A 26,683-nucleotide genomic window follows, 5' to 3' on the forward strand; every position below is an offset into this window, starting at 1 on the left:
TTTGCTCCCCCGATCTCCAGTTGTATTAATTCAATCGAAAATAACGATCCTGTGCGACAAGTCCCGACCCTATGATGACCCCATGTTCGTGAAGCTCGGAGCGGACAATCGTGAAGGAATCCTGAAGCGGTTCCCAGATATACTGTGAGTAGCACAGGTCGGTGATCTCTTCATATACTTCAGGAAACTTGTCCAGAATCTCACCACTCAATATGACGCTGTCCGGATTGTACATGCTGACGACGTTATTAATCGTAATCGCCATATACGCGAGTGCCCTATCGATTAAATAGGTCGCCCATCGTGTTCCAGCCCGTCTTTCCGCGAACAGTTCCTCAATCGTACGAACAGGCTTAATCTTGCTGGCTTCCGACAACAAGGACGGTATATTGATATACGTTTGGAGGCAACCGGCTTTTCCGCAGTCACACATCATACCTTCAGGATCAACGGTCGTGTGTCCGATTTCCCCCGCGCTATTGGTCACCCCGCGGTAAATCTCCCCTTCCAGGATCAGCGCTGAGCCTACGCCATTACCGAACCCAAGGAGAACCGTCCGGTTGGAGCCGTATGCCGAGCCTTTAAGCTGCTCTGCCAACGCCTTTACCTTAAGCTCATTGTCTACCACCGCTTGAAGTCCAGTTAATTCCTTGAGCCTCTCGGCAAGCCTCACATTCTTCCAACCAAGCTGTACCGAGAAGTTAACCACTCCGGCATCAACATCGATGATACCCGGCAGTCCTACACCAATGCCCACCACCCGCCTGCGATCGATATCGCATTCCGCGATGAGTTCCTCAATGGTGTATGCAATTTGGGCCACCGTGGCTTCGGCTGTATCCTCCGATGCTCTCGGAAAACTTCCGCTGCACAATACATTTCCCTGAACATCGATGAAGCCAATATGGGCTTGATGGCGATCGAGCTCAACGCCAATCGAGATGACCGCCGTATCCAGCAGTCTTATTAAGGAAGACTTTCTTCCGCGTCCCGCCGAGGCTTGTTCTTCCGTTTCGTGAACGTACCCTTCTTCCGTCAGCTCCGATACGATCCGGCTGACCGTTGTCGGACTCATTCCCGTCTGTTTGGCAATAGCTGCTCTTGAAATCGGCTGTTCGTTCTTGATGATTTGGAATACTGTGAGTCTGTTCTGCCGCTTCATAAAGTCTTGATCATGCTTTTTCATGAAGACATCCCCTATTTAATTTCACCAGTAGATTAATTAGATCATTTTTCCAAATAAAACGATCCGAAATCATCAAAAAACCGTGATTATTATCAAATTCATTATTTTTATTCTCCAGTGATATTAATAATAAAACGTGTTTTGTAAATGTGTCAATATATATGACACATTTAAATTAATATTTTTTTGCTTCTGGAAATGTAAGTGTTTCAATATTTTGCGAAAGAAATTCAATCTCCTACATACATACAGATGACCGCGCTTCGCGCACAATATGACATCAACTTAACACGAAGTTTCCTAAAATGTAGATAACAACGTCGTTCTACCTCATAAATAAAGCCATCTGAGGAAAGAATGATTGGGGCATTCTTCATCTCGGATGGCTTCAAAAGGAGGAAATCTATGATATTTCCGGTATTGTCCCAGGTCTTTAGTTGCTTCCCTGCATGATCCGCCTAAAACGAATTAAACCACCCGAGAAATAAATTCGAGGTGACCCTCAAATGATCCCGGATGGCTTATGTATATAGAAACTTTATATTCATATTGTTCTGATTCTTGATAGAATGCGCTGAACCTACAGTTTGATCCTGAATTTTTGAATGCTCTGGCTTTGACATTTATTGAATCCCTTTTACTATAGCTGACTCTCTTTTGGATCTTTTAACAAATGGCTATTTCTTTTAATCATTAGTCTTCTATCATTAATCTCTTATCTTTAATCTGTTGTCTCTAGTCTTTGATCTGTTATTGCTCTTTAATCTTTTACCCACCCAGCGGAGGTTTGAGGATAGCAGATCCTTTGGGAGTCCGTTTCTACCTTACCATTTCATTCTGGAAACGGACGGACAACAGAGCGGATAGCCTCAAACCGGAGCGAACCAAACCGGAGCGCCCCTACTTGTTTTTGTAATATTCAACTGCTTTATCAAAATAATGCTTCTGGTCTTCCGGCAGATCCTCAAAATAGAAAATGGCCGCAACCGGACAAGCCGCTTCGCAAGCCCCGCAGGAGATACAAATATCGGTATCGATATAGAACTGGTCATCTCCTTCTTCTATGCAATCCACAGGGCAAACGTCAACGCATTCTCCCGCTTTCTCTTCAATACAAGCTGAGCCAATAACGTACATCCGTATTCCACCTTCCCGAGTGTAATAATCTTTCAAACATTCGACTGGCTATCATTGCAAAAAGCTCAAACTTCATCAATTCCTTATTATTCTATACTTTTTATACTAAAATATATCATAATTATGTGGTTAATCATGCCAATTGTCAATAAACCGCGTGATGATAGCCTCAAAACAGCCATTCCGGTTGACTTATAGAAAGTAAAGACATAAGATGAGACATATTGCTTTTTAACCTTTTTTGTTAAAAAAGAAAGCATTCATCGAGAAACAAGGCGGTGATTATAGTGGATCAAGAAGTCGCATACAGTACTCGCGAGTATATCATGCAAATGTTAAAAATAAATGGTGAACTCAGCACAAAATCCATTACCGAGGCACTGGGCATAACAGGGATGGCCGTTCGGCGCCATCTGGAGAGCTTGAAGAGCGAGGGTTACATCACCTATCGAACCGTGAAACAACCGATGGGAAGACCCGTCTCCTTATATAGTCTTACGGAATCCGCCGAAGATTTTTTCCCTAAGAACTATCATGCACTTGCACTCGATCTGCTGAACGAACTGCAGGACGAGTCCGGTGATGAAATGATTTCACGGCTGTTCGACAAGCGTAAGGATACATTACTGAACAAGTACACGCCTACGGTGAAAGCCGATGCGCTCGAAGATCGAGTTGCAGCCCTGGCCCAGGTTCAGAATGACAACGGATATATGGTGGATTACAAAAAAGTCAACGAAGAAGAATATCTCCTCGAAGAACTGAACTGCCCCATATCCCAAATAGCCAACCGGTACCAACACGCATGCCGCTGTGAGCTTGACCTGTTTCAATCCTTGCTGGAGGCGGATGTGGAACGTACCGAGTGCCTTGCCAAGGGCGACAAAAAATGCGTCTACCGTATTCGAAAACAAACCGAAGCCAAACAAACATAATATCTGTTATTGCCACTTCAAGCTCCTTCCATACAGGAAGGGGCCTTTTTTGTTATTGTACTTGTCCTATCTTATTCTCTCAAATTGCAAGACATGTACAATTCTTTGAATTATTTCAGCACCAGCAGTCGATCATCCTGATCGGAGGGCACCCCCCGACCATCGGTATTGTTGGTAATGACATAGGTTTTGCCGTCATGGACTTTGACGTCTCTTAATCGACCCTCACCCTCCAATACCAACTCAAGCAAGGCATTCTCCGGCTGAAATCGGTACAGCTTCTGGCCGCGAAGGGTGGCCACGTACATGTGATCCTCCTCATCAAAAGCGATGCCTGAAGGAGCAATAGCCGTTTCGCTGCTGTGGTAGAGCGGGGATTTCATGCCCTCTTGCTGTTCATCCCCGATAATCTCGGGCCAGCCGTAATTGCTGCCAGCCGTGATCTCATTAATCTCATCATGTCCGCCGGGTGTGCCGGACGGTCCATGCTCTGAGCTGTAGAATTCACCTTCGGAATTCCAAGCCAAGCCCTGTGAATTTCGATGCCCTAACGTATATACATAAGAACCTGCGGTCGGATTATCCGTCGGGACCTTGCCATCCAGCGTCAATCGCAATATTTTGCCTGCAAGGCTCTCCTGGTTTTGCGCAAGCTCTCCTTCACCCGAATCTCCCGTCGTTACGTAGAGCATCCCATCAGGTCCGATCGCAATTCTGCCGCCGTTATGTACGTTGGAGCCGGGAATGCGCTCAAGAAAGACATGTGACTCTGTCCATTGATTCCCCTCCTGCTTTAGAAGGACCAACCGGTTCATGACTTTTCCATCCTGATTATAGGTGTGGTAGGCGAAGGCCTTGCCGGAATTTTGAAAATCAGGAGCTAACGCAAAGCCTAGGAATCCGCCTTCTCCTTGATGGGCGACTGACTTCTCGGTATGTACCGACTGTCTGGTAAAAGTGCCGTCCTTGATCTGAACGATATTTCCTTCCCGCTCGCTAATATAAATCGTATCGCCGTCAAAATCGATAGACCAAGGTGCCCTCAACTGCTCTGCAAGCACTTGATAAGCGGAATCATTTTTTTCCTCCCGATGATCTTCCTGCCTCCCTTCTTCCTTAGAAGGAGAAGACTGTGTACAGGCAGTAATAAGCAGCAAAGCTGCAATTAAAGTTGCCCCAACCACCATTCGTTTCAAAATCCAGCACCTCCCGGGTAATTTTATAGCTCCGGTGTCATCATCTGGATGCCTTGCTCCATGTCCAGCAAGGAACGCAATACAATATCCTCATCGCTAAACGATTCGATCTGGCTGCCTGCTACATAACGGGTCTCATGTCCTCTTCCGGTAATAATGATCCTGTCCTCGTCACCTGCCAATTCCACAGCTCGTTGAATGGCTTCTTTACGATCCAGGATCACCTCCCAATTCCCCGCTTCATGCGAGGTTAAGCCACCCAGCATCTCAGCCATAATCTGCTCCGGATCCTCCGAGAACGAATTGTCTGTCGTGAACAATACATAATCCGAATACGAAGCTGCGATGTCCGCCATGAGCGGACGTTTCAAGCGATCTCTTTCGCCCCGGCAGCCCATCACGCATATCATTTTTCCTGAAGTGATTTCTTTGGCGGATTGCAAAGTTGCCTTAAGTCCACCTGGATTATGCGCATAATCCACAACCACGTGAAATCTTCGTCCTGTTTCTATTTCTTGAAATCGTCCATGAACCCCTGCAAATTGGTGAAGACTTCTACGGATTTCTTCAAGCGTTACCCCTTCCAGCAAACAAGTGGTTATGGCAGCAAGTGCGTTATACACATTGTGAACACCATGCACCTTCAGACTGAAGTCGCCGTGTCCCCATGGCGTTTCTACATGAAATGTGCAACCTTCACGCATGTTTTGAATTTGTGTTGCCCGAACATCAGCCTCGTTACGAATGCCATAGGTTACGATCTGTGCGGATGTACGTTTTGCATAATAGGACGATGCTTCTTCATCCGCATTCAGGACGGCCTTCTTCAGCATATCACGGTTACTGTTACCGATCTGGGCGAACAAAAGCTCCTTCGTATTGCGATAGCCCTCCATATTCTGGTGGAAGTCCAGATGATCATGCGTTAAATTCGTAAAGACCACGGTCTGAAAATCGCATCCGCGCACTCTCCCCATATCCAATCCGTGCGAAGACACTTCCAACACGGCATAGGCCCCGCCATGAGTGACCATCGTGTGAAAATAACGCTGCAGTTGGATCGTATCCGGCGTGGTATTCAGCGTCTTCTCCATATGATCTCCGATCTTCATGTAAAGTGTGCCAATAATGCCCGTTTTGCGGTGAGCGTCATTAAGTATTTTTTCTACCATATGGGTTGTCGTTGTCTTGCCGTTCGTCCCGGTAATTCCGATCAGTTTCAACCGCTGCGTGGGATCTTCAAAAAAAGCGTTTGCGAGAATCGGCAGAATTCTTCGGGTATCCGGTACCGTTATACGCGTTACGTTTCCTGGAAGCACTGGCAGCTCCCGCTCAGCTACAATGGCAACTGCGCCGTTGCTTATCGCATGCCGGGCATAATCATGGCCGTCCACGTGAAAGCCCGGGACACAGACAAACAGGCCGCCAGGCCGAATCTCTCTTGAATCTGTATCCAAGTTCGTGATATCCACGGAAGTACTGCCCGTTATGGTCTTAAGTATCAGCTGCTCCGTCAGTGATTTCAGAATCATGTCAGGTTCCTCATCTCGTGATGTAATCAAAATCCCATGATCAGTGGCAGTGTGATATATAAGATGTAGAATTTATGACGATGTATCGTTTTAACCAGTATTTCTTATTAACCTAACCAAGCAAACACATTCTGAAACTTAAAAAGGCGGATTTTTGTGATGATCAAGCTCGACCATGCGCACAGGGGGAGCAGTGCGCACGATATCTACTAATCCTCCCATATACTGGAACTTTCATTTGGCTCCTGCGTATTTAACATCAAGGGGTTGATCTTATGTTGTTACTAATACTCTATGCTCTGATCATAACGGTCAACGTTCTGATCGTTTTGTTCGGCTTGTATGTCTTCAATCATCCAGATAATGATTGGTTACGAATGTTCAATGGAATTCCTGAGGATGTAGAACAAGATGATATTGATTTATTGAAAATTAAATTCAGGGCTGTAATCGCAATAATAGTCGGTCTGATCATGGGTTCGTTTTCGGTATTGCAGGTCATCGTTACACATATTGGGTAGGGAGGTAAATCATTTGTTTCCAATGCTAGTTGGTGTGATAATGAAATAGACGATCATGACATGTTAAAGGTGCAAGCACTTGGAATTTTAATTCCAACAAATTCATTTGAAATGAGGTAAATATATCATGAGAAAGATTAACTGGCCCGGACGAACCAAGTTAGAAAATTCATCTGGTAACGCCTCTCTGGTTCTGGATGTTATTCTCTATATCCCTCGTTGGATAATGAGGCTTTTTTAGTGGAGAGTATTCGCTCCATCACCTTGTCCGGTTGCAATCGGGAATCACTTAAAGAATGTGATGACTGGAAGCCTTAACCATGTTACGCTGGAAGTAAGCGGTTGCAACACCAATGTTGCCAGATGTTAATGCAGCCCGCCAATAAAGGATGTGTACAGAGGATGCGCTACGCTACTCCATATCTGCTTGAAAGGAGAACCATCGATGGGACCGTTCACTGACGATTTACTTCAGAATAAAGTCGTATTGATCACGGGAGGCGCCACGGGGCTGGGGCGTGCCATGGGGGAGAAATTTGCCGACCTTGGCGCCAAACTCGCCATCTGCGGACGCCGTGAGGAAGTTCTGCAGCAAACTGCTGAAGAACTAAGACAGCAGGGCTGCGAGGTATGGTACAAGAGCTGCGATGTACGGGACCCTGCGCAGATCTCGGCTCTTGTTGAAGCGGCAGAGCAGCATTACGGAGGCATTGATGTGCTTGTCAACAATGCAGCCGGGAATTTTATAAGCCCCACGGAGCGTCTCTCCCCTCGGGCTGTAGATGCCGTGCTGAACATTGTGCTGCACGGCACCTTCTACGCAACCCTTGAAGTCGGCAAACGCTGGATTGAACAGGGCACAAGCGGAACGATGCTCAACATCGTCACAACATATGCCTCGACAGGCTCTGGCTATGTGGTCCCTTCGGCAGCTGCAAAAGCGGGTGTGCTTGCGCTGACACGATCTCTCGCGGTGGAATGGGCCCCTTACGGCATCCGTCAGGTAGCGATCGCCCCGGGTCCGTTCCCGACCGAAGGCGCTTGGTCAAGATTATCGCCTACGCCGGACCTGGAGCAAAAAATGATCGACCGCATCCCCCTGAAGCGCGTAGGGGACGCAGAAGAACTGGCTAATCTTGCCGCTTATCTCATTTCCGATTTTGCTGGTTATATTAATGGTGACGTGATCACCATCGATGGCGGCGAATGGCTGAGGGGTGCGGGGCAATTCAACGACTTGGCGGAAGTGACCCATGAGCAATGGGACCGTCTGGCCGAACTGACACGCAAAGGCAAATAACCTCATAGGTAAGAAAAACATCTATCGACGTACTTTTACTACAGCAGACAGACTGCCTTTAGAGGTTTATCGAAATTTTCAGCTTCACTGAAAACTTATACATTCCATAATCTTATAATAGCCCCAAGCCGTGAGCATGTCATAACTGCTCCCGCTTGGGGCTATCCGGTATCCTGTGTTTCCTATGTTATTCGTTAACTCTAATAGGAATCAACCAGCAGTGCATACACGATGCCTGGCCCGTGAACGCCAATCGTAAGATCATTCTCGATATCGGCGGAACGGCTCGGACCCGAGATGAAGTGGATTCCCGCCGGCAACTGCTCGCGTCCGGACTGATCGAACTGAATCAGAATCTCGCCGAGTCGGGTAACCATACGCTCTACAGGGATGATAGCCATCAACACGGTCGGCAGCAGGCTGACGGATCTGCCTTTATGCGGGGACGATTTCACCGTAATCGAACCGGTATAAGCCGCTGCGTAATCCGCCAAGACGACGCCAAAATCGGCCCTGGCCGCTACAGCCCTCCAGTCCGTGTCCGCTGCATCATTCCAGGAGAGAACAAGAGCCTCCGGCAGGCTCTCCTCCAGCCCCAGGCGGTCCAGTGCCTCTTCCTGCTGACGAAGAATCGTAGCCGCACTCATCTCCTTCGCTTTGTCCCTGATAAACCGGCTGATCTCTTCGCGATTGCTCAGCCTTACCACATGGCCCCCGGCCGCTTCAAAGTTGGCGGTAAACTGTGTAATCCTCTCCTCAAGCGGCCACTCAAATTCATTCCAGAAGTCGGGGGCACCGCGGAAAGGGTGCTCCGGGGCGGTGCAAACCCGGTCTCTCCCCAGCTTCGCGGCGATTCCATCCATGAACTGCTCCTGCTTCTTGCGAGACTGTTCTTCAAGACGGTTCAGCCAGCTGCGATCAGTTTCGTTAGTCATGGGCATTCTCCCCCTTTCCGGACTTCTGCTGCTGAAGCCGCTCCTTCAATCGGTTTGCGATTTCAGGGTCCATCGACCCGGAGGTTCTGCGAATATCCTGCTCCATCTCCGACCATCGGTCACGGAAGGATTCCTTAGGGAGACTCGGCGTTACCCTGTACGAATTCCACCCCTTCAAAGGACCGATCCTCGTTCGGATTTCCCCGCCTCGCACCACCAATTTCTGCCCCCACTTTCCGAGGGATACCACACTACGGTAACGCTTGGCATTCCCCATAATCGCCGAGAAGCCCTTCATTCCCATCGCTTCCAGCTTGTCACCGCGCCCAGCTTCAATCTTCCGGCGGCGCAGGGAAACCAGCATATCATGCAGCGGAATCTTCACGGGGCATGCTTCATAACAGGCCCCGCACAGGCTGGATGCGTTGGCGATATCGTCCCATTCCGCGACATTCTTGTTCAAGGCCGGTGTTAATACGGCACCGATGGGGCCGCTATATGTGCCTCCATAGGCGTGCCCGCCAATATGGCGATATACCGGACAAGCATTCAGGCATGCGCCGCAGCGTATGCAGTTGAGCAGCTCCTGAAATTCGGGGTCGCCGAGCTGGAGAGAACGTCCGTTATCGATGATGATAATATGCATTTCGTCCGGACCATCGGCATCCAATTCTCTCTTCGGACCACTGATTCCAGACATGTAGACTGTCAGCTTCTGACCCGTCGCCGAGCGCGGCAGCAAGGTAGCCATCACTTCGAGATCCGCCCATGACGGGATAATCCGCTCCATGCCCATCAGGGTAATCTGTGTCTTGGGCACCGTCGTCACCATGCGGGCATTGCCCTCATTCTCGAACAATACCATCGAGCCCGTCTCGGCGATCGCAAAATTACAACCCGTCATGCCAATGTCCGCTTCAAGGAATTTCTCGCGCAGCTTCATGCGGACAAAACCCGCCATAATCGCCGTATCGGGCGGCAGCGTTTCGCCTGCCTCTGCGGACAACAGCTCCGCGATCTGATAGCGGTTCTTATGGATGGCAGGAATGATGATATGAGATGGCGTTTCATCCGCAAGCTGAATAATATACTCACCGAGATCCGTTTCGACGGCCTCCACCCCGATCGAGTCGAGCGCCTTGTTCAGATGCAGCTCCTCGGACACCATCGATTTTGATTTTACGACGGACTTGGCCGCCTTATGCTCCGCAATCTGCAAGGAGATCGTGACCGCTTCTTCCGCCGTCTCCGCAAAATGGACATGGGCTCCGTTCGCCCTGGCCTGTTCAGCAAACTCATTCAAATAGTAATCCAAGTGCGCAATGGTATGGAGCCGAATTTGGCGTCCTCGTTCCCTCCACGCATCCCAGTTGCCATGTTCCTCCGACGCAAGCTTTTTGCCAAGCCGCAACCGCTCTGTCGTAAACTTCACCGCATTGCGCAAAAAATCGTTATTAAGGGCGTAGCCTGCACGCTCCTTAACCGTCTGCGCTTTCGATTCAGCTGTGCTCATGTACACTCACCCCCTCATACAGAAGCTCGGCCAAATGTTTAACCTGAACCTTCTCGCCCCGGTGACGCAGATTGCCGGCAATATTCATGAGGCAGGCCATATCGAGACCGACAAGCACGGACGCCTCGGTCTCCAGCACATGATCGCTTTTCTCTGTCACCATGGCCCCCGAAATGTCCGCCATTTTCACGGCAAACGTTCCACCGAACCCGCAGCAATCCTCGGCAAAAGGCAAGGGAACAAGCTCCAGCCCCTTGACGTGGCTGAGCAGTTTCATCGGTTGCTCCTTAACGCCGAGCAGGCGGCTTCCGTGACAGGAAGGATGATAGGTTACCTTTTGCGGATAAACGGCGCCTACATCGGTCACGCCCAGCACGTCAACAAGGAATTGCGTAAATTCATAGCATTTGGATTGAAGCGCTTTCGCTTTATCCAGGTATATGGGATCGTCCTTGAACAAATCCGGATAATGATGAATCATATACGTGCAGGAGCCTGAGGGGGACACAACGAAGTCGCTATCGTCAAAAGCGTCCAGAATCGTCTTGGCACTTATGCGTGCATCATCCCAATAACCACTGTTATAGGCCGGTTGGCCGCAGCAAGTCTGGATTTCGGGGAATTCCAGCTGCACGCCGTACCTTGCCAGCAATCTTGCCATCGATTCAGCTACCCGCGGGAACAAGGCGTCGCTGAGACAAGTGACAAACAATGAAATCTTCAACCTCTTCACCCCGCTAATCATCAGGATATGGACCGAGAAATCGGCCTCTAGCAAGAACCCCGGACCGGGGGGATTCTATGTGATATGTTATAGCAACTTGCTCTATACAGATTCGATCTTGATGCCCAATGCTCGATAAGGTGCCGCTTCTTCTTCCTTCAAGCTGCGATCAGTGATGATCAGATTCACTTGGGAGAGATCGGCAACCTGCGCAAAAGCCTGCGTGCCGAATTTGCTGGCATCGGCGAGCAGAATGGTCTCATCCGTCATTCCGATCATTTTATGCTTGATTCTCGCTTGAAGCTCATTGGATTCGCTAAGGCCCCGCTCGATGTGCACACCCTTGCATGACAGAAAGGCTTTATCCACGTAGTAAGCATCCAGCGAGCGTTCTGCGAGCGGACCGACAAAGGACAGGGAGCGATGAGCCAGAATGCCGCCTGTGGAGATCACCTGAACCCTCTCCTTGGTGCTCAACTCAGCAGCCACCTTTATCGAATTCGTCAGCACGGTAATCGGAATATCCGGTATGATTTTCGCCATGTACCAAGCCGTAGAGCTTGCATCCAGCAGGATGCGATCATTCGGATGGATTCGCTTGACCGCTTCCTCCGCGATTCGCTGCTTCTCCAGCGCATGCATGATTTCCCGCTCAGCATACGGTATTTCCGGCTGCGACCGCTGAATTTCCGGTTGATCCTTCACGCTAACCGCTCCGCCATGGGAACGGCGCAGGCGCCCTGCCTGTTCCAGCCTGTCAAGATCGCGGCGAATCGTTTCTTCCGTTACACCGCAGAGCTGACTCAGCTCGGAGACTCGGATGCTCCCTCTTTCGTTGACCAACTGTACTATTTTCTCATATCGTTCTGCAACCAGCATCATACCGCCCATCCTTACTGTTTATATATTCTATCGCTTCCCGGTCCGCTGACCGAACACTCCGTAAGCTTCCTCCCATAAGGGAGTTTCCTTCGGCTCATAAGTCTTGACCGGGAAAGACTCTCTAATGACTGCGCGCGCTTCCCATATATCGGATAGCTCGCCTTGCGCGATCCACTGCACGGCCATATTGCCGATAGCACTGCCCTCTGCGGGACCTGCCCAAACGGGCTTCCCTATCGCATTCGCAGTCCACTGACATAATGTTTCATTATGAATGCCACCACCTACCATATGCAAGCCCTGAAATTTTTGCCCGGACAATTCCTCAGTCAACTCCAGCACATAACGGTATTGCATAGCCAGACTCTCCATTATGCAGCGCACAAGAGCACTTATCCCCTGCGGAACGCTCTGGTTCGTGCGGGCCGCATATTCCACTACCCGCTTCGGCATATCACCTGCAGGGAGGAATACAGGATCATCGGGATCAATGAAACAAGCAAATGCTGGCACCGCATCCGCCATATTAACCAATTCGGGGTAGGAGTACGTTAACCCTTCCCGTCCCCAGGTCCGCTGGCATTCCTGTAGAATCCAAAGTCCCATGATGTTCTTGAGCAGCCGGTACGTACCGTACGCTCCTCCCTCATTCGTGAAGTTCAGCTCTCTGGCCCGTTCATGTATGACAGGCTGGTCGACTTCGGTTCCCATCAGCGACCAGGTACCGCAGCTTAAGTAAGCAAATGATCGTTCCAGTGCCGGAACCGCGACAACGGCGGAAGCCGTATCATGCTCTGCAACCGTATAGAGCGGAATGGATGGAATCCCCAGCTCCTCTGTTACGGATGACCTCAGAGCTCCAACAAGCGTACCGGGTTGAACAACAGGATGAAATAACTTAGGAGGGATATTTAATGATTTCAAGAGATGATCATCCCAGCTGGCCGAAAGCGGGTTAAACAGCTGCGTTGTGGTAGCATTCGTAAATTCATTCGCCAGCTCGCCGGTCAAGAAGTATCGCAGCAAATCGGGAATCATAAGAAAACGCTCGGCTTCTTGAAGCAGGTAGGGCTTCTGCCGTTGCAATGAAGCCAGCTGATAGATTGTGTTGAACGAGAGGAACTGAATCCCCGTCCGATCAAAGATCTCGGCAGGCGGCACATCCCGGAAGACCTGATCCATCACGCCATCCGTACGTGTGTCCCGATAATGATACGGATTCATGAGCAGTTCCCCGCTCCGATCCAGGAGTCCATAATCCACCGCCCAGGTATCAATGCCGATGCTCGACGGCAAATTATGCTGACCTTTCAACCGGAGCAGGCCCTGCTTCACCTCGTGGTAGATCCGTAATATATCCCATTGGAAACGGTCACCGATTCGAACCGGATCGTTCGGGAACCGGTGGATTTCCGTTACGTCGATGGTTCGGCCATTCCATTGACCCAGCATAGCCCTGCCACTGCTTGCGCCCAAATCAAATGCAAGAATGCTCAACGCTCCCCAGCCTCCTTGTCAGATCAAAATCAACGATTCGGGCACCAACCCGAGGGTACTCCGTCTTCTCATCCTTACGAACGCTTCAGCAATACATCCTGCTCATACTGTTTCACTTCGGACAGCCACTCTTCTCTGACAGGTACACCCATGCGTTCGCAGTAATAATCCCACACCGCTCCAAACGGATAGGACTTAAACTCTTCCGATATCGCCAGGCGGGTCGTGTAATCGCCTTCAAGTTCAGCCTGCTTCAGCCTATCGATGGGTTCCAGCTTGGCACGCAGCAGTGCCTTAATCGTATTGCGTGTCCCGATAACCCACGCTGCGATGCGGTTAATGCTGGCATCAAAAAAGTCCAGTCCGATATGGGTAACTTCCAGCAGGTTATTGCGAACCAGCTCGCGTCCAATCTCGATCAGTTCATCATCCATGATGACGACATGGTCGCTGTCCCAGCGCATTGGCCGGCTGACATGGAGAAGAAGTCCATCGGTGAAAAGAGCAAGCGACGACAGTTTGCCGGCAATACTCTCGGTTGGGTGGAAGTGGCCCGCATCCAGGCAGATCAGCTTGTTGTTTCGAATGCCGTACCCCATATAAAACTCGTGGGAACCCACAACATAAGCCTCAGAGCCTAGTCCGAACAGCTTGCTCTCGACGGCATCGAGGTTCCATTGCGGATTCATTTCTTCAGCAAAAATCTCATCCAGCGCATCCTTCAGCCGCTGCCTCGGCGCCATTCGGTCTACCGGCATATCCTTGTATCCATCCGGAACCCAGATATTCGTTACACAGGTTTGACCCAGCTGTTCCCCGAAGTAAGCCCCGATTCTTCGCGACGCCTTGCAATGCTCAATCCAAAATTGACGGATCGCTGGATCGGCATGACTCAGCGTAAATCCATCCTTCGATTTGTCGTGGGAGAAGCAGGTCGGATTAAAATCGAGGCCAATGCCTTGCTCCTTGGCCCAATCCACCCAAGACTGGAAGTGCCTCGGCTCGAGCTGATCCAAATCAACGGACTCGTCGGTATCCGCGTAGATTGCATGAAGGTTCACTTTGTGGGATCCCGGAATGAGCGACATCGCTTTTTCCAGATCGGCCCGCAGCTGATCCGGCGTACCTGCAGCCCCGGGGTATTCCCCGGTCACGGAGATGCCCCCGGATAGCTCCTGATCGCGGAACAGAAATCCTCGGACATCATCTCCTTGCCAGCAGTGGATGGAGATTTTGATGCGCTCAAGTTCCGTCAAGATTTCGTCCACGTTGATGCCATGCTGCCCATAGAGCTTTTTAGCTTCTTCAAAGTTCCTTGCAACATCCTGCCTCATCACATATCCTCCCGTATGATGGATAGCAGGGTCATATTAGACCCAGCGCCCCATCTTAATAAGAAATCTTGATTCCTTGCGGTAGATGTGTCATACCTTCATTCGATTAACGAGTAAATGCAGCAGGTACCCCGCCGTCAATCGTCAGCATGCAGCCGGTCGTCTTCGAAGATCTTGATGATGCAAAGTAAGCGATGCCTTCGGCAATATCCTGCGGATAGATGTTGACAAGAAGCGTTGTGCGTTTACGATAATGCTCTTCCAACTGATCGGGTTCAATCCCGTAAGCTGCTGCCCGCTCGTTTCTCCAGTTCGAATTCCAGATCGCGGAACCTTGCAGAATGGCGTCCGGCAGAATGGTGTTGACTCGAATGCCGTATTCTCCGCCTTCAGCAGCAATGCAGCGCGCCAGATGAGCCTCCAGTGCTTTTACAGAGCTGTATGCGGTCACGTTCTTACCGGCATAGACGGAATTCTTCGATCCGACAAACACCATGCTTCCGCCAACGCCCTGTGTCTTCATCAACGAGAAGGCTTCCCGCGCAACCAGGAAATAACCTGTGCCCAGCACGTTCATGTTCAGGTTCCATTCCTTCAACGATGTCTCGTCAAACGGGCTGGATGTTGCAAGGCCCGCATTGTTGACGATAATATCAACACCGCCATAAGTGATGGATGTTTCTCGATAGGCGCGCTTCACCGCCTCTTCGTCGGTTACATCCATCTTAACAGCAAATGCCCGATTCTCCCCGTGTTTTGCGTTAATCTCCTCGGCAACCTGCTGCGCCCCTTCCAGGTTCAAATCCGCCAAAACGACATGCGCACCTTCTGCTACTAGCCTGCGGGCTGTGGCACTTCCGATACCGCCTGCTCCCCCAGTAATAAAAGCGATCTGGCGGGAAAACTCCGCCTCAGCCGGTGCAAGACTCAATTTATACAACTCAAGCGGCCAATACTCCACGTTGTAGGATTCATTTTCACTCAGGGATACAAAATTGCCCAGGGCCGTCGCACCGCGCATGACCGCAATCGCCCTATGATACAGGGCGCCGCTGACTTGCGACATCGCCCAGCTCTTGCCCGTGTTGATCATTCCGATGCCGGGAATAAGAATGACGCGCGGAGCCGCCTCGAACATGACGTCCCCTTCATGATGGTTGCGTTCAAAATAAGCTTTATACTGCTCTTTGTAAGCAGCAATCCCATCGATAAGCTTTGCCTTAAGACCTTCCACATCTTCGGCGTCAGGTGTCCAGTCGATGAAGAGAGGAACTACCTTGGTATGAACCAGATGATCGGGGCAAGCTGCGCCTACCTGGGACAGCTTCGGCGAATCGGCACCGCCGACAAAGTCCAATACATCATCTTGATCGTCGAAGGACAGGATCATTTTCTTCACGTCGCTAACGGCGCCGCGAACAGCAGGCATCACTTTAGCAGCGATGCTGCGACGCACTTCCGATCCAAGCGGTGTATGCTTCCGGCCGCCGAACAGCTTGTCGTTATCTACTCGAGCTTCGATGAAAGCTTCCGCTTCACTAATGATACGAATCGTTTGCGCGTAACAGGCTTCCGATGTATCGCCCCATGTGACAAGCCCATGCTTCTCCATCAGTACCAGCTCGGCCTTCGGATTAGCCAACACCCCTTCGGCAATCATCTTCGACAAAGTAAATCCGGGACGAACGTAAGGAACCCACACGAATCGGTCGCCAAAGATCTCCCGTGCTAATTCTTTGCCGTTATGGGCGCAGCATAAGCTGATAATGGCATCCGGGTGGGTATGGTCCACATGCTGAAACGGCAAGAACGCATGCAGCAGCGTTTCAATGGATGCGCGAGGGTGCTTCGCATCGACCATGCAATGTCCCAGATAAGCCACCATTTCCTCATCCGACATCGAATCCCTTTCGAATAACGGCCGAATATCCTCCATGCGCAAGCCTGTGAAATTGCCCGATTTCATGGTAGCCAGATCGGAACCGCTGCCTTTCACGTACATAACCTCTATGTCTTTGCCGCGAAAATCCTGAATCGTTGTTTTGCTGGATGTGTTGCCGCCGCCCCAGTTGCATACGCGCCGGTCGGAACCGATCAAATTCGAACGGTAGACGAGCTCATCCAATGTATGTTGTGCCTGCTGTGCCTTTGACTGTTCCCATAAGCTTTGAACCATGAAGCTTCCCCTCCGATTGACCCTATGAATTTGCTTTCATTTGTTTCCCATAATATCACGCCCGTTTATCTTTGAATAGTGTATTTTCAAAAATAAACAAAGATTTATATGCGTTTATTCAGAATTCCATCTTATAAATCTGTTGCAAACAAAAAAACATCCCTGCCAGAGTTATCTCTAGACAAAAGCTGCTAAATTACAATCTAAAGATGGGTCTGAGCCTGCGGCTGCCATTTGATCCGCCTTCGCAATTCCTTCCATTAAGGCATCACGAAAGGCGATTTCATCCTCATTGACATAACCCATAAATACAATTTCCGAAATGTCCTTATGGTTGAAAAAGATATTGGAATCTACGGTCAGATTAACACTTGCTTCATCCCCGGCTTTAGTCCAGCACAGAAATCATTCCGGGGTACAGGGTTCTGTTACATCCCCAGCCCGTTAAAGTCACCCCCATTCTCCTGTAAATTATAAACAATTCATCATTACGGAGAGGGTGTCATTCATATGAATCAACTTGCACGTGAAACGAGGAACTGGGCGTTCAAGCTGTATAAGCAGGAGACTGGGCTTTTGCTGACAGGGCTGCTCGGGTTTTTGTTAGCTGGAATATGCGGGATATGGGTATTGCTGAATGGGGGGTCTGTCTCGCCGGATGGAGATATCTCCAAAGCGTTTTCCTTCAACGCGGCTCTGGGGATCTTCATCGTATCAACCGCAATCATTTTGCCGGTTTCCGGTATGAGGCCACGAAGCAAATCGTTCTACCGCTGGTGCTATATTCCGCTTGTTCTGTTCTCCTACTTCGCCGAAACCGTTCAAAATTTCCGCGGTGTCGATCCGCGATTCGTTCAGAACGGCTCGACTTTTGATTATGTCATCTCGACTATTTTCCCTGCCGTTGCGATGCTGCTTGTCGTGTTCTACCTGACCCTTGGCGCCCAATACTTCCGCAAGCGTGTAATGGAAGCCCATCCGGAACTCGGGCTCGGCATTCGTTATGCCATGATCGCGGTGCTGGTATCTTTTGCAGCTGGTATATGGATCTCCATCAATGCGGGACGTTTTACCGGGATCGGCGGCAATATCATCTGGCTGCACGGACTAGGGTTTCATGCGCTGCAAGCGATCCCTTTTGTGGCGTGGCTGTCCATGAGGAAATCCGTCAATCCTGCAGTTAAACCGATCCTCATCCATATTAGCGGTCTGGCATATTTGCTCGGATTAATCGCCATCGGATGGCAGACGGTTCTTGGATACTCCATCGCTGAATGGTCCTTGCTTCCAATTCTGGCGGGCAGCTGTTTTCTCGTCGCATTCACGCCAGTTATATGGCTGCTCAGTCAGTCCAATGCAACCGCTGAACCTGTCCACCATGCCCAATCCACACGTAATGTATAAGACTTGCATAAGAAAAACGGCTATCGACGAACTTTCTCAGAAGACAGACCGCGTTTATAGGATGTTTTTCTTGCGATATCAGGAAGCCCCATGCTTCGAAGTTTATACTTTCTGATATCTAAAAAAAAAGAGACAGTACTGGGATATTCCCACCTGTCTCTTCTATAAAAACACTGCGCCCGTGATCTAAATTCCTTGACGTTTAGATAAACAAGAACGGAATGAGGAACAACAGCGCTATGGCTTCCCAAGCAAACACATTGCCTCCCCAGCCGTATCCACCGTAGCCACCGCCGTAGCCGTAAGGTCCAAATGCGGACGTTTGCGCACTGCTTTTAGCTGACTTCGAAGACTTTTTGCCCTTTTTACCTTTTGTGGACAATGTATATACGGATGGGTTCCCAAATTCGAGTTCAAGGCCTCGATCATGTACACCGCGAATAGTCCCCACGACTTCTGTTCCATCACGCATGACAGCGCAAACGGTTTTGCCGACGTAACCTCTGCATCCTTCTGCCGAAATTGGTATTGGTTGCACTTATTTTCCCCCTCCCCAGCGTTTGTGTATTATATTCCGCCTGGGGAGAAGACGGCAGAGATAGGTGTCCACATCTCCAAAAATCCGCCATTTAACCTCACTTAATCGCGCTAGCTTTTCGGTAGGCTCTAATCATTAAATCTTCGTCAACCGCGCCTTGAAACCGCTCAGATATCAGACCGTCCGGCGAGATGACGTAGGTGGTCGGATAGGCCACCACCTCGTACCGTCTGGTGCTTGCTCCGTTCGGGTCGTATAGGACAGGAAAGGTAAAACCGTTCTGCTCAACAAAAGACTGTACCTCACTCATGCTATTTTCCAGATGCGTCATATTTACAGCTAGTATTATCACGTTCTCATCCTGATGTTTATCGTAAAAATCCTGCATATAAGGCATTTCTACCTTGCAAGGCGGACACCAGGATGCCCAAAAGTTCAGAAGAACCGTTTGCCCACGATAATCGGACAGTTTGATCTCCTGCCCTTCCCGATTCATCAGCGTAAAATCCGGTGCGCGAAGCCCGGGCTTCAACCCTTCAGCAACGGCTTCGGGATTGTTTTTGTCATTCGGCGATACGAGTGCTTCTCGTTCGCTGACCGAGGTGGAAGCGAAGTCATAGATTGCCCACACGAAAAGAGCGCCTATGATGAGTTGCACCGCTCCATTTCTCCCTAATCCCAGGGTAAGAAAACGGGTGAGATGAGAATGGAATTGAAGCCAGCTCATCGTCAGCAGTGTACCGAATAATAGCATATAGAATAAGGAAGAGTTTAGACCAGCCCCGTCCGCCCACAACCATTGAAATACATACCCGACCCATCCGCTCGCGAATGCCGACAACAGAGCGGACTTCAGCAGTAGACCTGAATCTTTTCTATTCTTGTTCCAGCGCAGAGCTATGTAGATCAGGGATAGAACGACCCCAAGCCATATCCCCTTCGTTCCGCCCGTCATGTAAATAAGCGAGGTCGGATGCTGCAAGGTGCGGATCGGATCGAACACCAGCATCCCGAATTTCCATGAAATAAAACCGATGATAAGTACAGATAAATAGGTGTCCAGGATCCATTCCCGCTGCGGCATCTGACGCAAACGAATTCGAAGCGCAGCGAAACCAGCCGCCGCACAAATTAGAAAAATCACAATGTCGGCCCTCACCATAAAAGGACCTATCGGAATTATACTCAAATGCGAACCTCCTATGGTCGGCAAAGCAATTGTAAGCATCGCTATTACCCACCGGGGTATATCCCCATAATAGTAGATTCCCTCTCTAATGTAAACTCAAGCGGAGCACTTTTTAAGAGAAGGGCCGAATCCGATTAATGGAACTCCACAGCAGAGCCATTTCAGTATGTGTTTTTCCGCCGATGACAATCTCTTTTCGTTTCAGTTCCTGGCCGCCCATATATTTATAAAAATGCTCAGCCTTATTGCCTTCAAGGACCCAGACCAATAATGAACGATATCCTCTAACTTGCAGAAATTCCTTCAGCCTCGCAAACAGCTGCTTCCCCCAGCCCTTCCCCTGAAGCTCTTCCAAAAGATAGATCGCGTAAAGTTCTCCTTCATGAGAAATCTTCTGCTCTCGCTCCGTGCCGTAAGACATGAACCCGTATACCTCGCCATCTTCATCTGCAATGACCAGAAGTTGTTCGTCCTCCGGCATATTGGCAAGCTTCCAGCGCCAGCCTTCTATCCGATCCGCAGCGGACAAATTTTCTAAGAAGCTATCATCCACGATTCCTTTATACGTCGTTTTCCAGCTATTCACGTGGACGTTAGCGATGCCTGCAACATCATGTTCATTTGCGTGTCTAATATGCATAAACTTCCTCTTCCTCCTGCTCATATCTTAATCTCTATGTATTCGCGGACACGATCTGCGATCCTCTTTTTTATGAACGCTTCATCCCTGATGACGCAATGCCCATTCCCGGCATACATATATCGAGATCGGTACTCCGAGCAGCTACCCATGGAAGGAGCGCATCTTGATGAATAAAGCATTGATACGGCTTGAAGATATCGGACCGGGCGGCTGGTATGAGACGGAGGAACAACAGGCGAAGCTGCTGGTCATCGCACGGTTCCTACATCATCAACAGATCCCCTTTCACCTGGCCGTCATTCCGCGATATGTCGATCCGGTGCACCATGTGGATCGATCGATAGATGATCTGCATGATGAAGTTTCCCTTCGATTTGCAAGGCTGCTACGAAGGATGGTAGCCCTTGGAGCCTCGCTAGGTATTCATGGATATACGCATCAGTACGGGGAATCGGTAAGCGGCGACGGATTCGAATTTGCTTATCCCGAATGCAGCGGCAATTGTCCTCCGGATGATCCGCCCGAGGCGCTCCATTCGCTCCGGCAGTTGCAGCAATCCTATGCTTATCAGCGGGTTCAACGGGCTCATAAGAGGTTTCAAGCGGCTGGTCTTACAGCGGTCTGGTACGAAACTCCCCATTATACCGCTTCATCTGTCCAGCGCCATATTATTGAGATTTGTAACGGCATCCTCTATGAATCTCCGACTTCCAGCCCAGATGCAAGGACAGTCACACTCCAGCACACCCTGGACGATCCATTGACAAACGGAACGATCTACGTTCCCACTCCGCTTTATTATGTTGCAGGTGACAAGATTGAGGAAGAAGTCACTCGTATGGAACGGACATTACAGGATTTCACAGGCGATCGTGAACTGGCCTCGTTCTTCTACCACCCCTATCTCGAATTCCCCTATATCCGTTTCCTTGCTGACGGCACTGTACATTATGAAGAGCATTCGCCTCTTAGAAGAATCATTCAGTCCTTCAATAGGGAGCGTAAATCGTTTGTGACCATAACCTCAATCTTGCCCTTCATACCGGATTTCAGGGAAACCCGATGGCAGGACAGGTCGACCATGAATCGCCCTAAGTTTCTGCACGCCACGAGAAAAGAGCAGCCGGATCGATGGATCGTCCGGGACGAGGCCAACAACCTATGGTACGACGCTACTTTTTGGGTCTTGTCCCCCATTAAAATCCATAATGGCATACAGTATATACGCCCGCTGTTGGCAGGCTGGCCGCTTTACCCCGGTGGAACTGCGATGGCAGGCGATTATGATGGAGATGGCAGCGTCGATGCGGCTGTATGGCATGCGGAGCTGGGGATCTGTGAGGTTGCCTTGGGTTCAGGCAGCCGTTTAGTACCATCGGGTCATTGGCTCTGTGAATTTGGAGCCGTGGACTGGAAAGCTCTTACGGGGGATTTGGACGGGGACGGCAGACATGATTTATTTCTATGGGACCCTGTCACAGGAAAAGCCGCCATTGCTTATAGCTCCGGGTGTCATTTTTATTCTCCCCTCATTCAGCATGAGGTTTCCGTACAGGGTGAAGGCGTGATTCCCTCCATAGGAGATGTGAATGGCGATGGACTGGATGACCTGGTCGTGTGGAACTCCGACTCAGGCACATGCCAGGTCTGGTTAAGCAGTGGAAAACAGCTCGTGGACGCCGGAAATTGGTATTCTGACAAAGATTCCATCGGTTCACCCATATCTGTGATGTTAGGTGACGTGGATGGGGATGGGCTGAAAGATTTGATTCTCGTTGAACATATCGCAGGGAAATGGCTCGTTCTCTATAGCTCGGGAACCGCCTTCGGGCGGCAGGAAGAACGGTTTGGGCCTTGGGTTGCCGGTGAATCAATGACACCTCTCATTGGCGATCTAACGGGCAATGGCCGTGTCAGTCTGCTGGCATGGTCTCCGAATCGGCTCGGCGGAACCTTGGATGCCGCCATCAATTCCAGGGACCGGACAATCGGATAAGGACATGATATACTTCTATACAACAAAACCAGGTTTATTCAAACCTCCCGTAATATGCGGTCTGTCTTCTGAGAAAGTACGTCGATGGAAGTTATTCTTATAAGTTCTCATCTCTATACTTATTTCTATGTTCGGAGGAGAAGTCATGTCATCCAAAAGCGAAAACCATACCAACAGCAATACAGCCAGTCCATCCCCCCCAGTCAAAATCGTGAAACCCAAGCTCCCCAAACAGCTTGAGCCTATGATTCTATCCGATGCCGGCGTTGACGATGAATCCTCGTTCATTCAATCTACTTGTCAGGACGAGACCCTGTCTTATATTTCAGCCGACAAGGTTCAATTCGATCAAATGATATTCCATAACGTTACGTTCCAGCACGTCACGCTCCACCATGCCGAACTAACGGATCTGGTATTTAACCATTGCGACTTGTCCAACGTAGATCTCAGTGAGGCCATTATGTACCGCGTACAATTCAATCATTGCAAAATTCTGGGGCTAGACTTGACGGCAGCCACCATCCGTAATGTCGTGTTCGATCATTGCACGGGCGACTATGCTACGTTCCGTTTTGCTAACATGAAGCAGGTGTCATTCCAATCCACCTCGCTCATAAAGTCGGATTTTTATCATTCCGAATTAAGCAAGGTGGAATTTGTGGATTGTCAGATCGACCAATCGCAGTTCTCCGGTACGAAGCTTGCGGGAATCGACTTAAGCCGAACCGATTTCCATAATATTGGCGTGACCCTGGAGGATCTTCAAGGATGCATCATTTCACCGCATCAAGCTATCCCGTTAACCAAAATATTCGGTCTTGTCGTCAAAGAATGACCGTAAGTTACGTGCTCTCAATAATCATCTTCGTTTATATGATGGACGTATCCGTGCGCAGCATAAAGCGGCTTACTCCGAGGTCCGTTGGACCCTTCGGGTTAAGCCGCTTTTTTAGATCATTCTATTATTGATCAAGAGTATACTTCTGCAAATCCAGCGGCAGCGGTGCCGGGATGTCACAGGTGCTGACCATCTCATAGCGCTTGCCTTCATCGGAAGCATCATGGAATCCCCACATAGCTTCAAGCACATGGTAGGCAAGCTCGCCACTCGCACGGTGAGCTCTCCCGCTGCGGATAGCATAGGCCATATCCGCTGGGCCGATCCCTCTTGTATTCTCGTTATACCCCGGAAGCAATGGTTCTTCCGTCCACTCGGTTTCTCTAGTCAACCGATATTGAACCGAGCCGCCAAAGCCGTTGGGATCTGGGACGAGCATTGTACCCTTGGTGCCGTAGATTTCAATATTAGGAAGCGTGCTCCCTCCAAATACATCAAAACTCGTAATCAGTGTGCCAATCGCACCGTTATGAAACTCCATAAGTCCAGCCACGTGAGTAGGAATGTCCACCTGAATCTTCTGACCCTGTTTCTTCTCACTGGTAATCGTCCGTTCCGTAAGGGCCGTTCCGGTCATGCCGCTAATACGGCGGATGGGTCCCAGCAGCTGAACCAGCGCTGTCAGGTAGTAAGGCCCCATGTCAAACATCGGACCACCGCCAGCGGCATAATAAAATTCCGGATCAGGATGCCAATGCTCGTGTCCGCGGCTCATCATAAATGCGGTCGCTGCAATCGGCTTGCCGATGCGTCCGTCTTCAATGAGTTTCAGTGCCGTTTGGATACCGGCTCCAAGGAATGTCTCAGGAGCGCATCCGACAAGCAGCCCTTTGGACGCAGCCATATCCAGCACCGCCTTACCCTCTTCTCGGGTCACGCCAAGCGGCTTTTCCACGTACACATGCTTGCCGGCTTGCAGTGCATCCAGCATAATTTGCGCGTGAAGTGCAGGTATCGTCAGATTAATGACCAGCTCAATCTCCGGATCTGCAAGCAGTTCCTCGGTAGTGTATACATTCGGGATATTATACTTGGCAGCCTGTTCCTCGGCACGCGCACGATCGATATCCGCACAAGCCGTCATCTCCAGGATATCGAACTTATGGCAGTTTTCCATATATATGCCGCTGATTTTTCCGCAGCCGATGATGCCAACCTTTACTTTCTTCATGATCCAAGTCTCCTTCTGCCTTATTGGCTGTCTCCCATGCCTGTGTAGCTTTGACCTTCCGTAAACACACTCATGTCCGAACCCGAATACAACGCTTTGCCTTCAGCAGCCCAGAGCAATCCCCTGCGCATCATTTCCTTCACCTGCGGCATATCGACGATATCCGCATGATGGCCGAGGGAATTGTAATAGACCCGTCCATATCCCCAGCGCTTCGTCCACGCCACCGGCATGTCGACCGCTTTGTTAAGCAGGTGCGGTCCGGCCGCAACCGGAAAACGAGTGGTTGCCAGCACTTCAACGGCCGGATCCACATGCAGATAATACTGCTCGGAGGCCACCGTGAAATCCTGCATTCCTGCTACCAGCGGACTGGAGCTCGATTTAATCTCAACCCGGTATTTCACGCCGTCGTTGCCTGGATGCGCAACCCAGTTTCCTCCTGTCATGAACTGCCAATCCACATTGTTGCGGAACGAATCACACATACCGCCGTGGCAGCCCGCCAAGCCGGTTCCCTTCTGTACGGCAAGCGATACGTTCTCCACCTGCTCCTTCGATATTTCGCCCATCGTCCATACCGGCACGATCAGATCCAAGGCTTGAAGCTTCTCTGCATCATTAAAAGCATCCAGCGTGCCGGATACTTCTACCTCATATTGCTCATGCCGAAGCAATTCCTCGAAAATGCCGGCAACCTGCTCGGGTTCATGTCCGTCCCAGCCGCCCCATACAATTAAAGCCTTTTTCATGATGATAGCACTCCTTTTTTATGTGTCCGGCCAAGATCGGCCGAATGACTTGATTACATTTCCGACAGCTGCACCCAGCGGCGCTCTGCAATGGATTTATCCACGGCTTCCAGCACTGCCTGGCATTTCACGCCATCCTCGAAATTGGGCATAGGCTGCCTTCCCTCGGATATAGCGGTCGACAGCTCCAGAATTTCATGCGTAAAGGTGTGCTCGAAACCAATCGTATGTCCCGGAGGCCACCATGCTTCCATATAATCGTGAACGGGATCGGTTGCGAGTACGCGGCGGAAGCCCTGAACATCCTCAGCGTCGGATGTAAAGTAAACCTCCAGCTCATTCATCCGTTCAAAATCGAATTTAACACTGCCCAAGCTGCCGTTGATCTCGAAGGAGTTGGTGCTGCGGTGACCCGCAGCAAAGCGGGTCGCCTCAAAACTGCCCAGCGCCCCGTTCTCAAAGCGGGTCATGAACAGCGTAGCGTCATCTACCGTCACTTTCCCCATGGGACCGCCTGTGCTTCCTTTTGCGCTTAACCCGGTCATCTCGCTGGCAATAGGACGCTCCTTGATAAAGGTCTCACTCATTCCGATCACTTCCTGCATATCGCCGACCAGATAATGGGCGAGATCGATCAGGTGAGCTCCAAGATCCCCGTGCGATCCGGATCCGGCCACTTCCTTCTGCAACCGCCATACCAGCGGGAACTGCGGGTCCATGATCCAATCCTGCAAAAACCAGGCGCGAAAATGATAGATCTGGCCCAATCTTCCACCTTCAACCAGCTTCTTGGCCAGTCTTACGGCTGGTGAAAATCTATAGTTAAATCCGACCATATGTGTGACTCCCGCTTCTTGCGCTGCCTGCAGCATCTCTCTGGCGTCCGCCAGGGTCAAAGCAAGCGGCTTCTCGCAAAATATATGCTTGCCCGCCTTGGCCGCGGCAATGGCAATCTCCTTATGGGCATCGCTTGGAGCATTGATATCGATCAGATCGATATCTTCCCGATGGACAAGCTCCTTCCAATCGGTAACGCTTTCACTCCAGCCCAGCTGAACCGCCGCAGCTTGAACGGCCGACACATTACGTCCGCAGATTGCCACCATTTCTGGCTTCAGCGCCTCCGGAAAAAACATCGGGAGGCTCCGGTACGCATTGCTGTGGGCTTTACCCATAAATTTATAACCAATCATGCCGACACGTAATTGTTTCATCCTTCAT

General features: G+C 50.2%; 24 protein-coding genes. 6 read left to right on the forward strand and 18 right to left on the reverse strand.

The features are described 5' to 3' along the window. Positions 1–25: 25 nt before the first annotated feature. Together ACOZB4_RS09650 and ACOZB4_RS09655 are read right to left on the reverse strand one after the other, a co-directional pair. Positions 26–1,186: an ROK family transcriptional regulator gene (locus ACOZB4_RS09650; protein WP_076322010.1), complete on the reverse strand. Its 1,161-nt coding sequence runs from the start codon at positions 1,184–1,186 to the stop codon at positions 26–28. A 900-nt stretch (positions 1,187–2,086) separates the two neighbouring features. Continuing rightward, a complete protein-coding gene (locus ACOZB4_RS09655) occupies positions 2,087–2,323 on the reverse strand; it encodes an indolepyruvate ferredoxin oxidoreductase subunit alpha (RefSeq protein WP_015736133.1) in 237 nt (78 codons plus the stop codon). Positions 2,324–2,610: 287 nt separating this feature from the next. Between ACOZB4_RS09655 and ACOZB4_RS09660 the strand changes: the two genes are divergently transcribed. After that, entirely contained in the window at positions 2,611–3,258 is a 648-nt protein-coding gene (locus ACOZB4_RS09660; RefSeq protein ID WP_379404365.1) for a helix-turn-helix transcriptional regulator, read from the forward strand. Between the two features lie 110 nt (positions 3,259–3,368). Here ACOZB4_RS09660 and ACOZB4_RS09665 read toward each other — a convergent pair whose 3' ends face one another. Further along, positions 3,369–4,445 carry a PQQ-dependent sugar dehydrogenase gene (locus ACOZB4_RS09665; protein WP_379404843.1) on the reverse strand — a complete coding sequence of 359 codons (1,077 nt, stop codon included), beginning with the start codon at positions 4,443–4,445 and terminating at the stop codon, positions 3,369–3,371. 32 nt (positions 4,446–4,477) lie between these two features. Beyond that, complete coding sequence (locus tag ACOZB4_RS09670; protein ID WP_379404367.1) at positions 4,478–5,986, reverse strand: UDP-N-acetylmuramoyl-L-alanyl-D-glutamate--2,6-diaminopimelate ligase; 1,509 nt, start codon at positions 5,984–5,986, stop codon at positions 4,478–4,480. Positions 5,987–6,261: 275 nt separating this feature from the next. Here ACOZB4_RS09670 and ACOZB4_RS09675 point away from each other — a divergent pair, with 275 nt between their 5' ends. Together ACOZB4_RS09675 and ACOZB4_RS09680 are read left to right on the forward strand one after the other, a co-directional pair. Next, entirely contained in the window at positions 6,262–6,507 is a 246-nt protein-coding gene (locus ACOZB4_RS09675; RefSeq protein ID WP_422759535.1) for a hypothetical protein, read from the forward strand. A 445-nt stretch (positions 6,508–6,952) separates the two neighbouring features. Then, the gene (locus ACOZB4_RS09680; protein WP_379404369.1) at positions 6,953–7,807 is read left to right on the forward strand and encodes an SDR family oxidoreductase; all 855 of its coding nucleotides are present in this window, start codon (positions 6,953–6,955) and stop codon (positions 7,805–7,807) included. Between the two features lie 200 nt (positions 7,808–8,007). Here ACOZB4_RS09680 and ACOZB4_RS09685 read toward each other — a convergent pair whose 3' ends face one another. The 8 genes from ACOZB4_RS09685 to ACOZB4_RS09720 all read right to left on the reverse strand — a co-directional run bounded on the left by ACOZB4_RS09685 (position 8,008) and on the right by ACOZB4_RS09720 (position 17,174). Next, on the reverse strand, positions 8,008–8,742 hold the full coding sequence (locus ACOZB4_RS09685; RefSeq protein WP_379404371.1) for a LutC/YkgG family protein: 735 nt from the start codon (positions 8,740–8,742) through the stop codon (positions 8,008–8,010). Beyond that, complete coding sequence (locus tag ACOZB4_RS09690; RefSeq protein ID WP_076322016.1) at positions 8,735–10,255, reverse strand: LutB/LldF family L-lactate oxidation iron-sulfur protein; 1,521 nt, start codon at positions 10,253–10,255, stop codon at positions 8,735–8,737. Before ACOZB4_RS09690 ends, ACOZB4_RS09685 begins: the two co-directional genes overlap by 8 nt. Continuing rightward, positions 10,242–10,979: a (Fe-S)-binding protein gene (locus ACOZB4_RS09695; protein WP_339290641.1), complete on the reverse strand. Its 738-nt coding sequence runs from the start codon at positions 10,977–10,979 to the stop codon at positions 10,242–10,244. The genes ACOZB4_RS09690 and ACOZB4_RS09695 overlap by 14 nt, the downstream gene beginning before the upstream one ends. A 102-nt stretch (positions 10,980–11,081) precedes the next feature. Continuing rightward, positions 11,082–11,858: a DeoR/GlpR family DNA-binding transcription regulator gene (locus tag ACOZB4_RS09700; RefSeq protein WP_076322195.1), complete on the reverse strand. Its 777-nt coding sequence runs from the start codon at positions 11,856–11,858 to the stop codon at positions 11,082–11,084. 30 nt (positions 11,859–11,888) lie between these two features. After that, the gene (locus ACOZB4_RS09705) at positions 11,889–13,358 is read right to left on the reverse strand and encodes a rhamnulokinase (protein WP_379404374.1); all 1,470 of its coding nucleotides are present in this window, start codon (positions 13,356–13,358) and stop codon (positions 11,889–11,891) included. Positions 13,359–13,432: 74 nt separating this feature from the next. Then, positions 13,433–14,692, reverse strand: a complete 1,260-nt coding sequence (rhaA, locus tag ACOZB4_RS09710) for an L-rhamnose isomerase (protein WP_379404376.1) — start codon at positions 14,690–14,692, stop codon at positions 13,433–13,435. A 106-nt stretch (positions 14,693–14,798) separates the two neighbouring features. Then, the gene (locus ACOZB4_RS09715; protein WP_379404378.1) at positions 14,799–16,868 is read right to left on the reverse strand and encodes a bifunctional aldolase/short-chain dehydrogenase; all 2,070 of its coding nucleotides are present in this window, start codon (positions 16,866–16,868) and stop codon (positions 14,799–14,801) included. A 177-nt stretch (positions 16,869–17,045) separates the two neighbouring features. Then, positions 17,046–17,174 (reverse strand): hypothetical protein, encoded by a 129-nt coding sequence (locus ACOZB4_RS09720; RefSeq protein ID WP_422759536.1) that lies wholly within the window; start codon positions 17,172–17,174, stop codon positions 17,046–17,048. A gap of 204 nt (positions 17,175–17,378) precedes the next feature. Between ACOZB4_RS09720 and ACOZB4_RS09725 the strand changes: the two genes are divergently transcribed. Beyond that, positions 17,379–18,272 (forward strand): hypothetical protein, encoded by an 894-nt coding sequence (locus ACOZB4_RS09725; protein WP_379404380.1) that lies wholly within the window; start codon positions 17,379–17,381, stop codon positions 18,270–18,272. Positions 18,273–18,474: 202 nt separating this feature from the next. On the opposite strand, the gene ACOZB4_RS09730 is transcribed toward ACOZB4_RS09725, so the two are convergent. From ACOZB4_RS09730 to ACOZB4_RS09740, 3 genes are all read right to left on the reverse strand, one after another. After that, positions 18,475–18,810 carry a hypothetical protein gene (locus tag ACOZB4_RS09730; protein ID WP_379404382.1) on the reverse strand — a complete coding sequence of 112 codons (336 nt, stop codon included), beginning with the start codon at positions 18,808–18,810 and terminating at the stop codon, positions 18,475–18,477. 97 nt (positions 18,811–18,907) lie between these two features. After that, entirely contained in the window at positions 18,908–19,999 is a 1,092-nt protein-coding gene (locus ACOZB4_RS09735; protein ID WP_379404384.1) for a redoxin domain-containing protein, read from the reverse strand. A 112-nt stretch (positions 20,000–20,111) separates the two neighbouring features. Continuing rightward, on the reverse strand, positions 20,112–20,639 hold the full coding sequence (locus ACOZB4_RS09740) for a GNAT family N-acetyltransferase (RefSeq protein WP_379404386.1): 528 nt from the start codon (positions 20,637–20,639) through the stop codon (positions 20,112–20,114). A gap of 169 nt (positions 20,640–20,808) precedes the next feature. On the opposite strand from ACOZB4_RS09740, the gene ACOZB4_RS09745 reads away from it, so the two are divergent. Then, positions 20,809–22,638, forward strand: coding sequence for a DUF2334 domain-containing protein (locus ACOZB4_RS09745; protein WP_379404388.1), 1,830 nt, complete (start codon positions 20,809–20,811; stop codon positions 22,636–22,638). A 145-nt stretch (positions 22,639–22,783) separates the two neighbouring features. Beyond that, entirely contained in the window at positions 22,784–23,476 is a 693-nt protein-coding gene (locus tag ACOZB4_RS09750) for a pentapeptide repeat-containing protein (protein WP_213644302.1), read from the forward strand. A 127-nt stretch (positions 23,477–23,603) separates the two neighbouring features. On the opposite strand, the gene ACOZB4_RS09755 is transcribed toward ACOZB4_RS09750, so the two are convergent. The 3 genes from ACOZB4_RS09755 to ACOZB4_RS09765 are packed head-to-tail and all read right to left on the reverse strand — an operon-like array spanning position 23,604 to position 26,676. Then, complete coding sequence (locus tag ACOZB4_RS09755; RefSeq protein ID WP_379404391.1) at positions 23,604–24,710, reverse strand: Gfo/Idh/MocA family protein; 1,107 nt, start codon at positions 24,708–24,710, stop codon at positions 23,604–23,606. 20 nt (positions 24,711–24,730) lie between these two features. Then, the gene (locus tag ACOZB4_RS09760; protein ID WP_379404393.1) at positions 24,731–25,462 is read right to left on the reverse strand and encodes a ThuA domain-containing protein; all 732 of its coding nucleotides are present in this window, start codon (positions 25,460–25,462) and stop codon (positions 24,731–24,733) included. 53 nt (positions 25,463–25,515) lie between these two features. Next, entirely contained in the window at positions 25,516–26,676 is a 1,161-nt protein-coding gene (locus tag ACOZB4_RS09765; RefSeq protein WP_379404395.1) for a Gfo/Idh/MocA family protein, read from the reverse strand. Between the last annotated feature and the right edge of the window lie 7 nt (positions 26,677–26,683).

The sequence above is a fragment of the Paenibacillus sp. NPDC058898 genome (genome assembly GCF_049316025.1).
In the GTDB taxonomy this organism is placed as follows: Bacteria; Bacillota; Bacilli; order Paenibacillales; family Paenibacillaceae; genus Paenibacillus_AQ.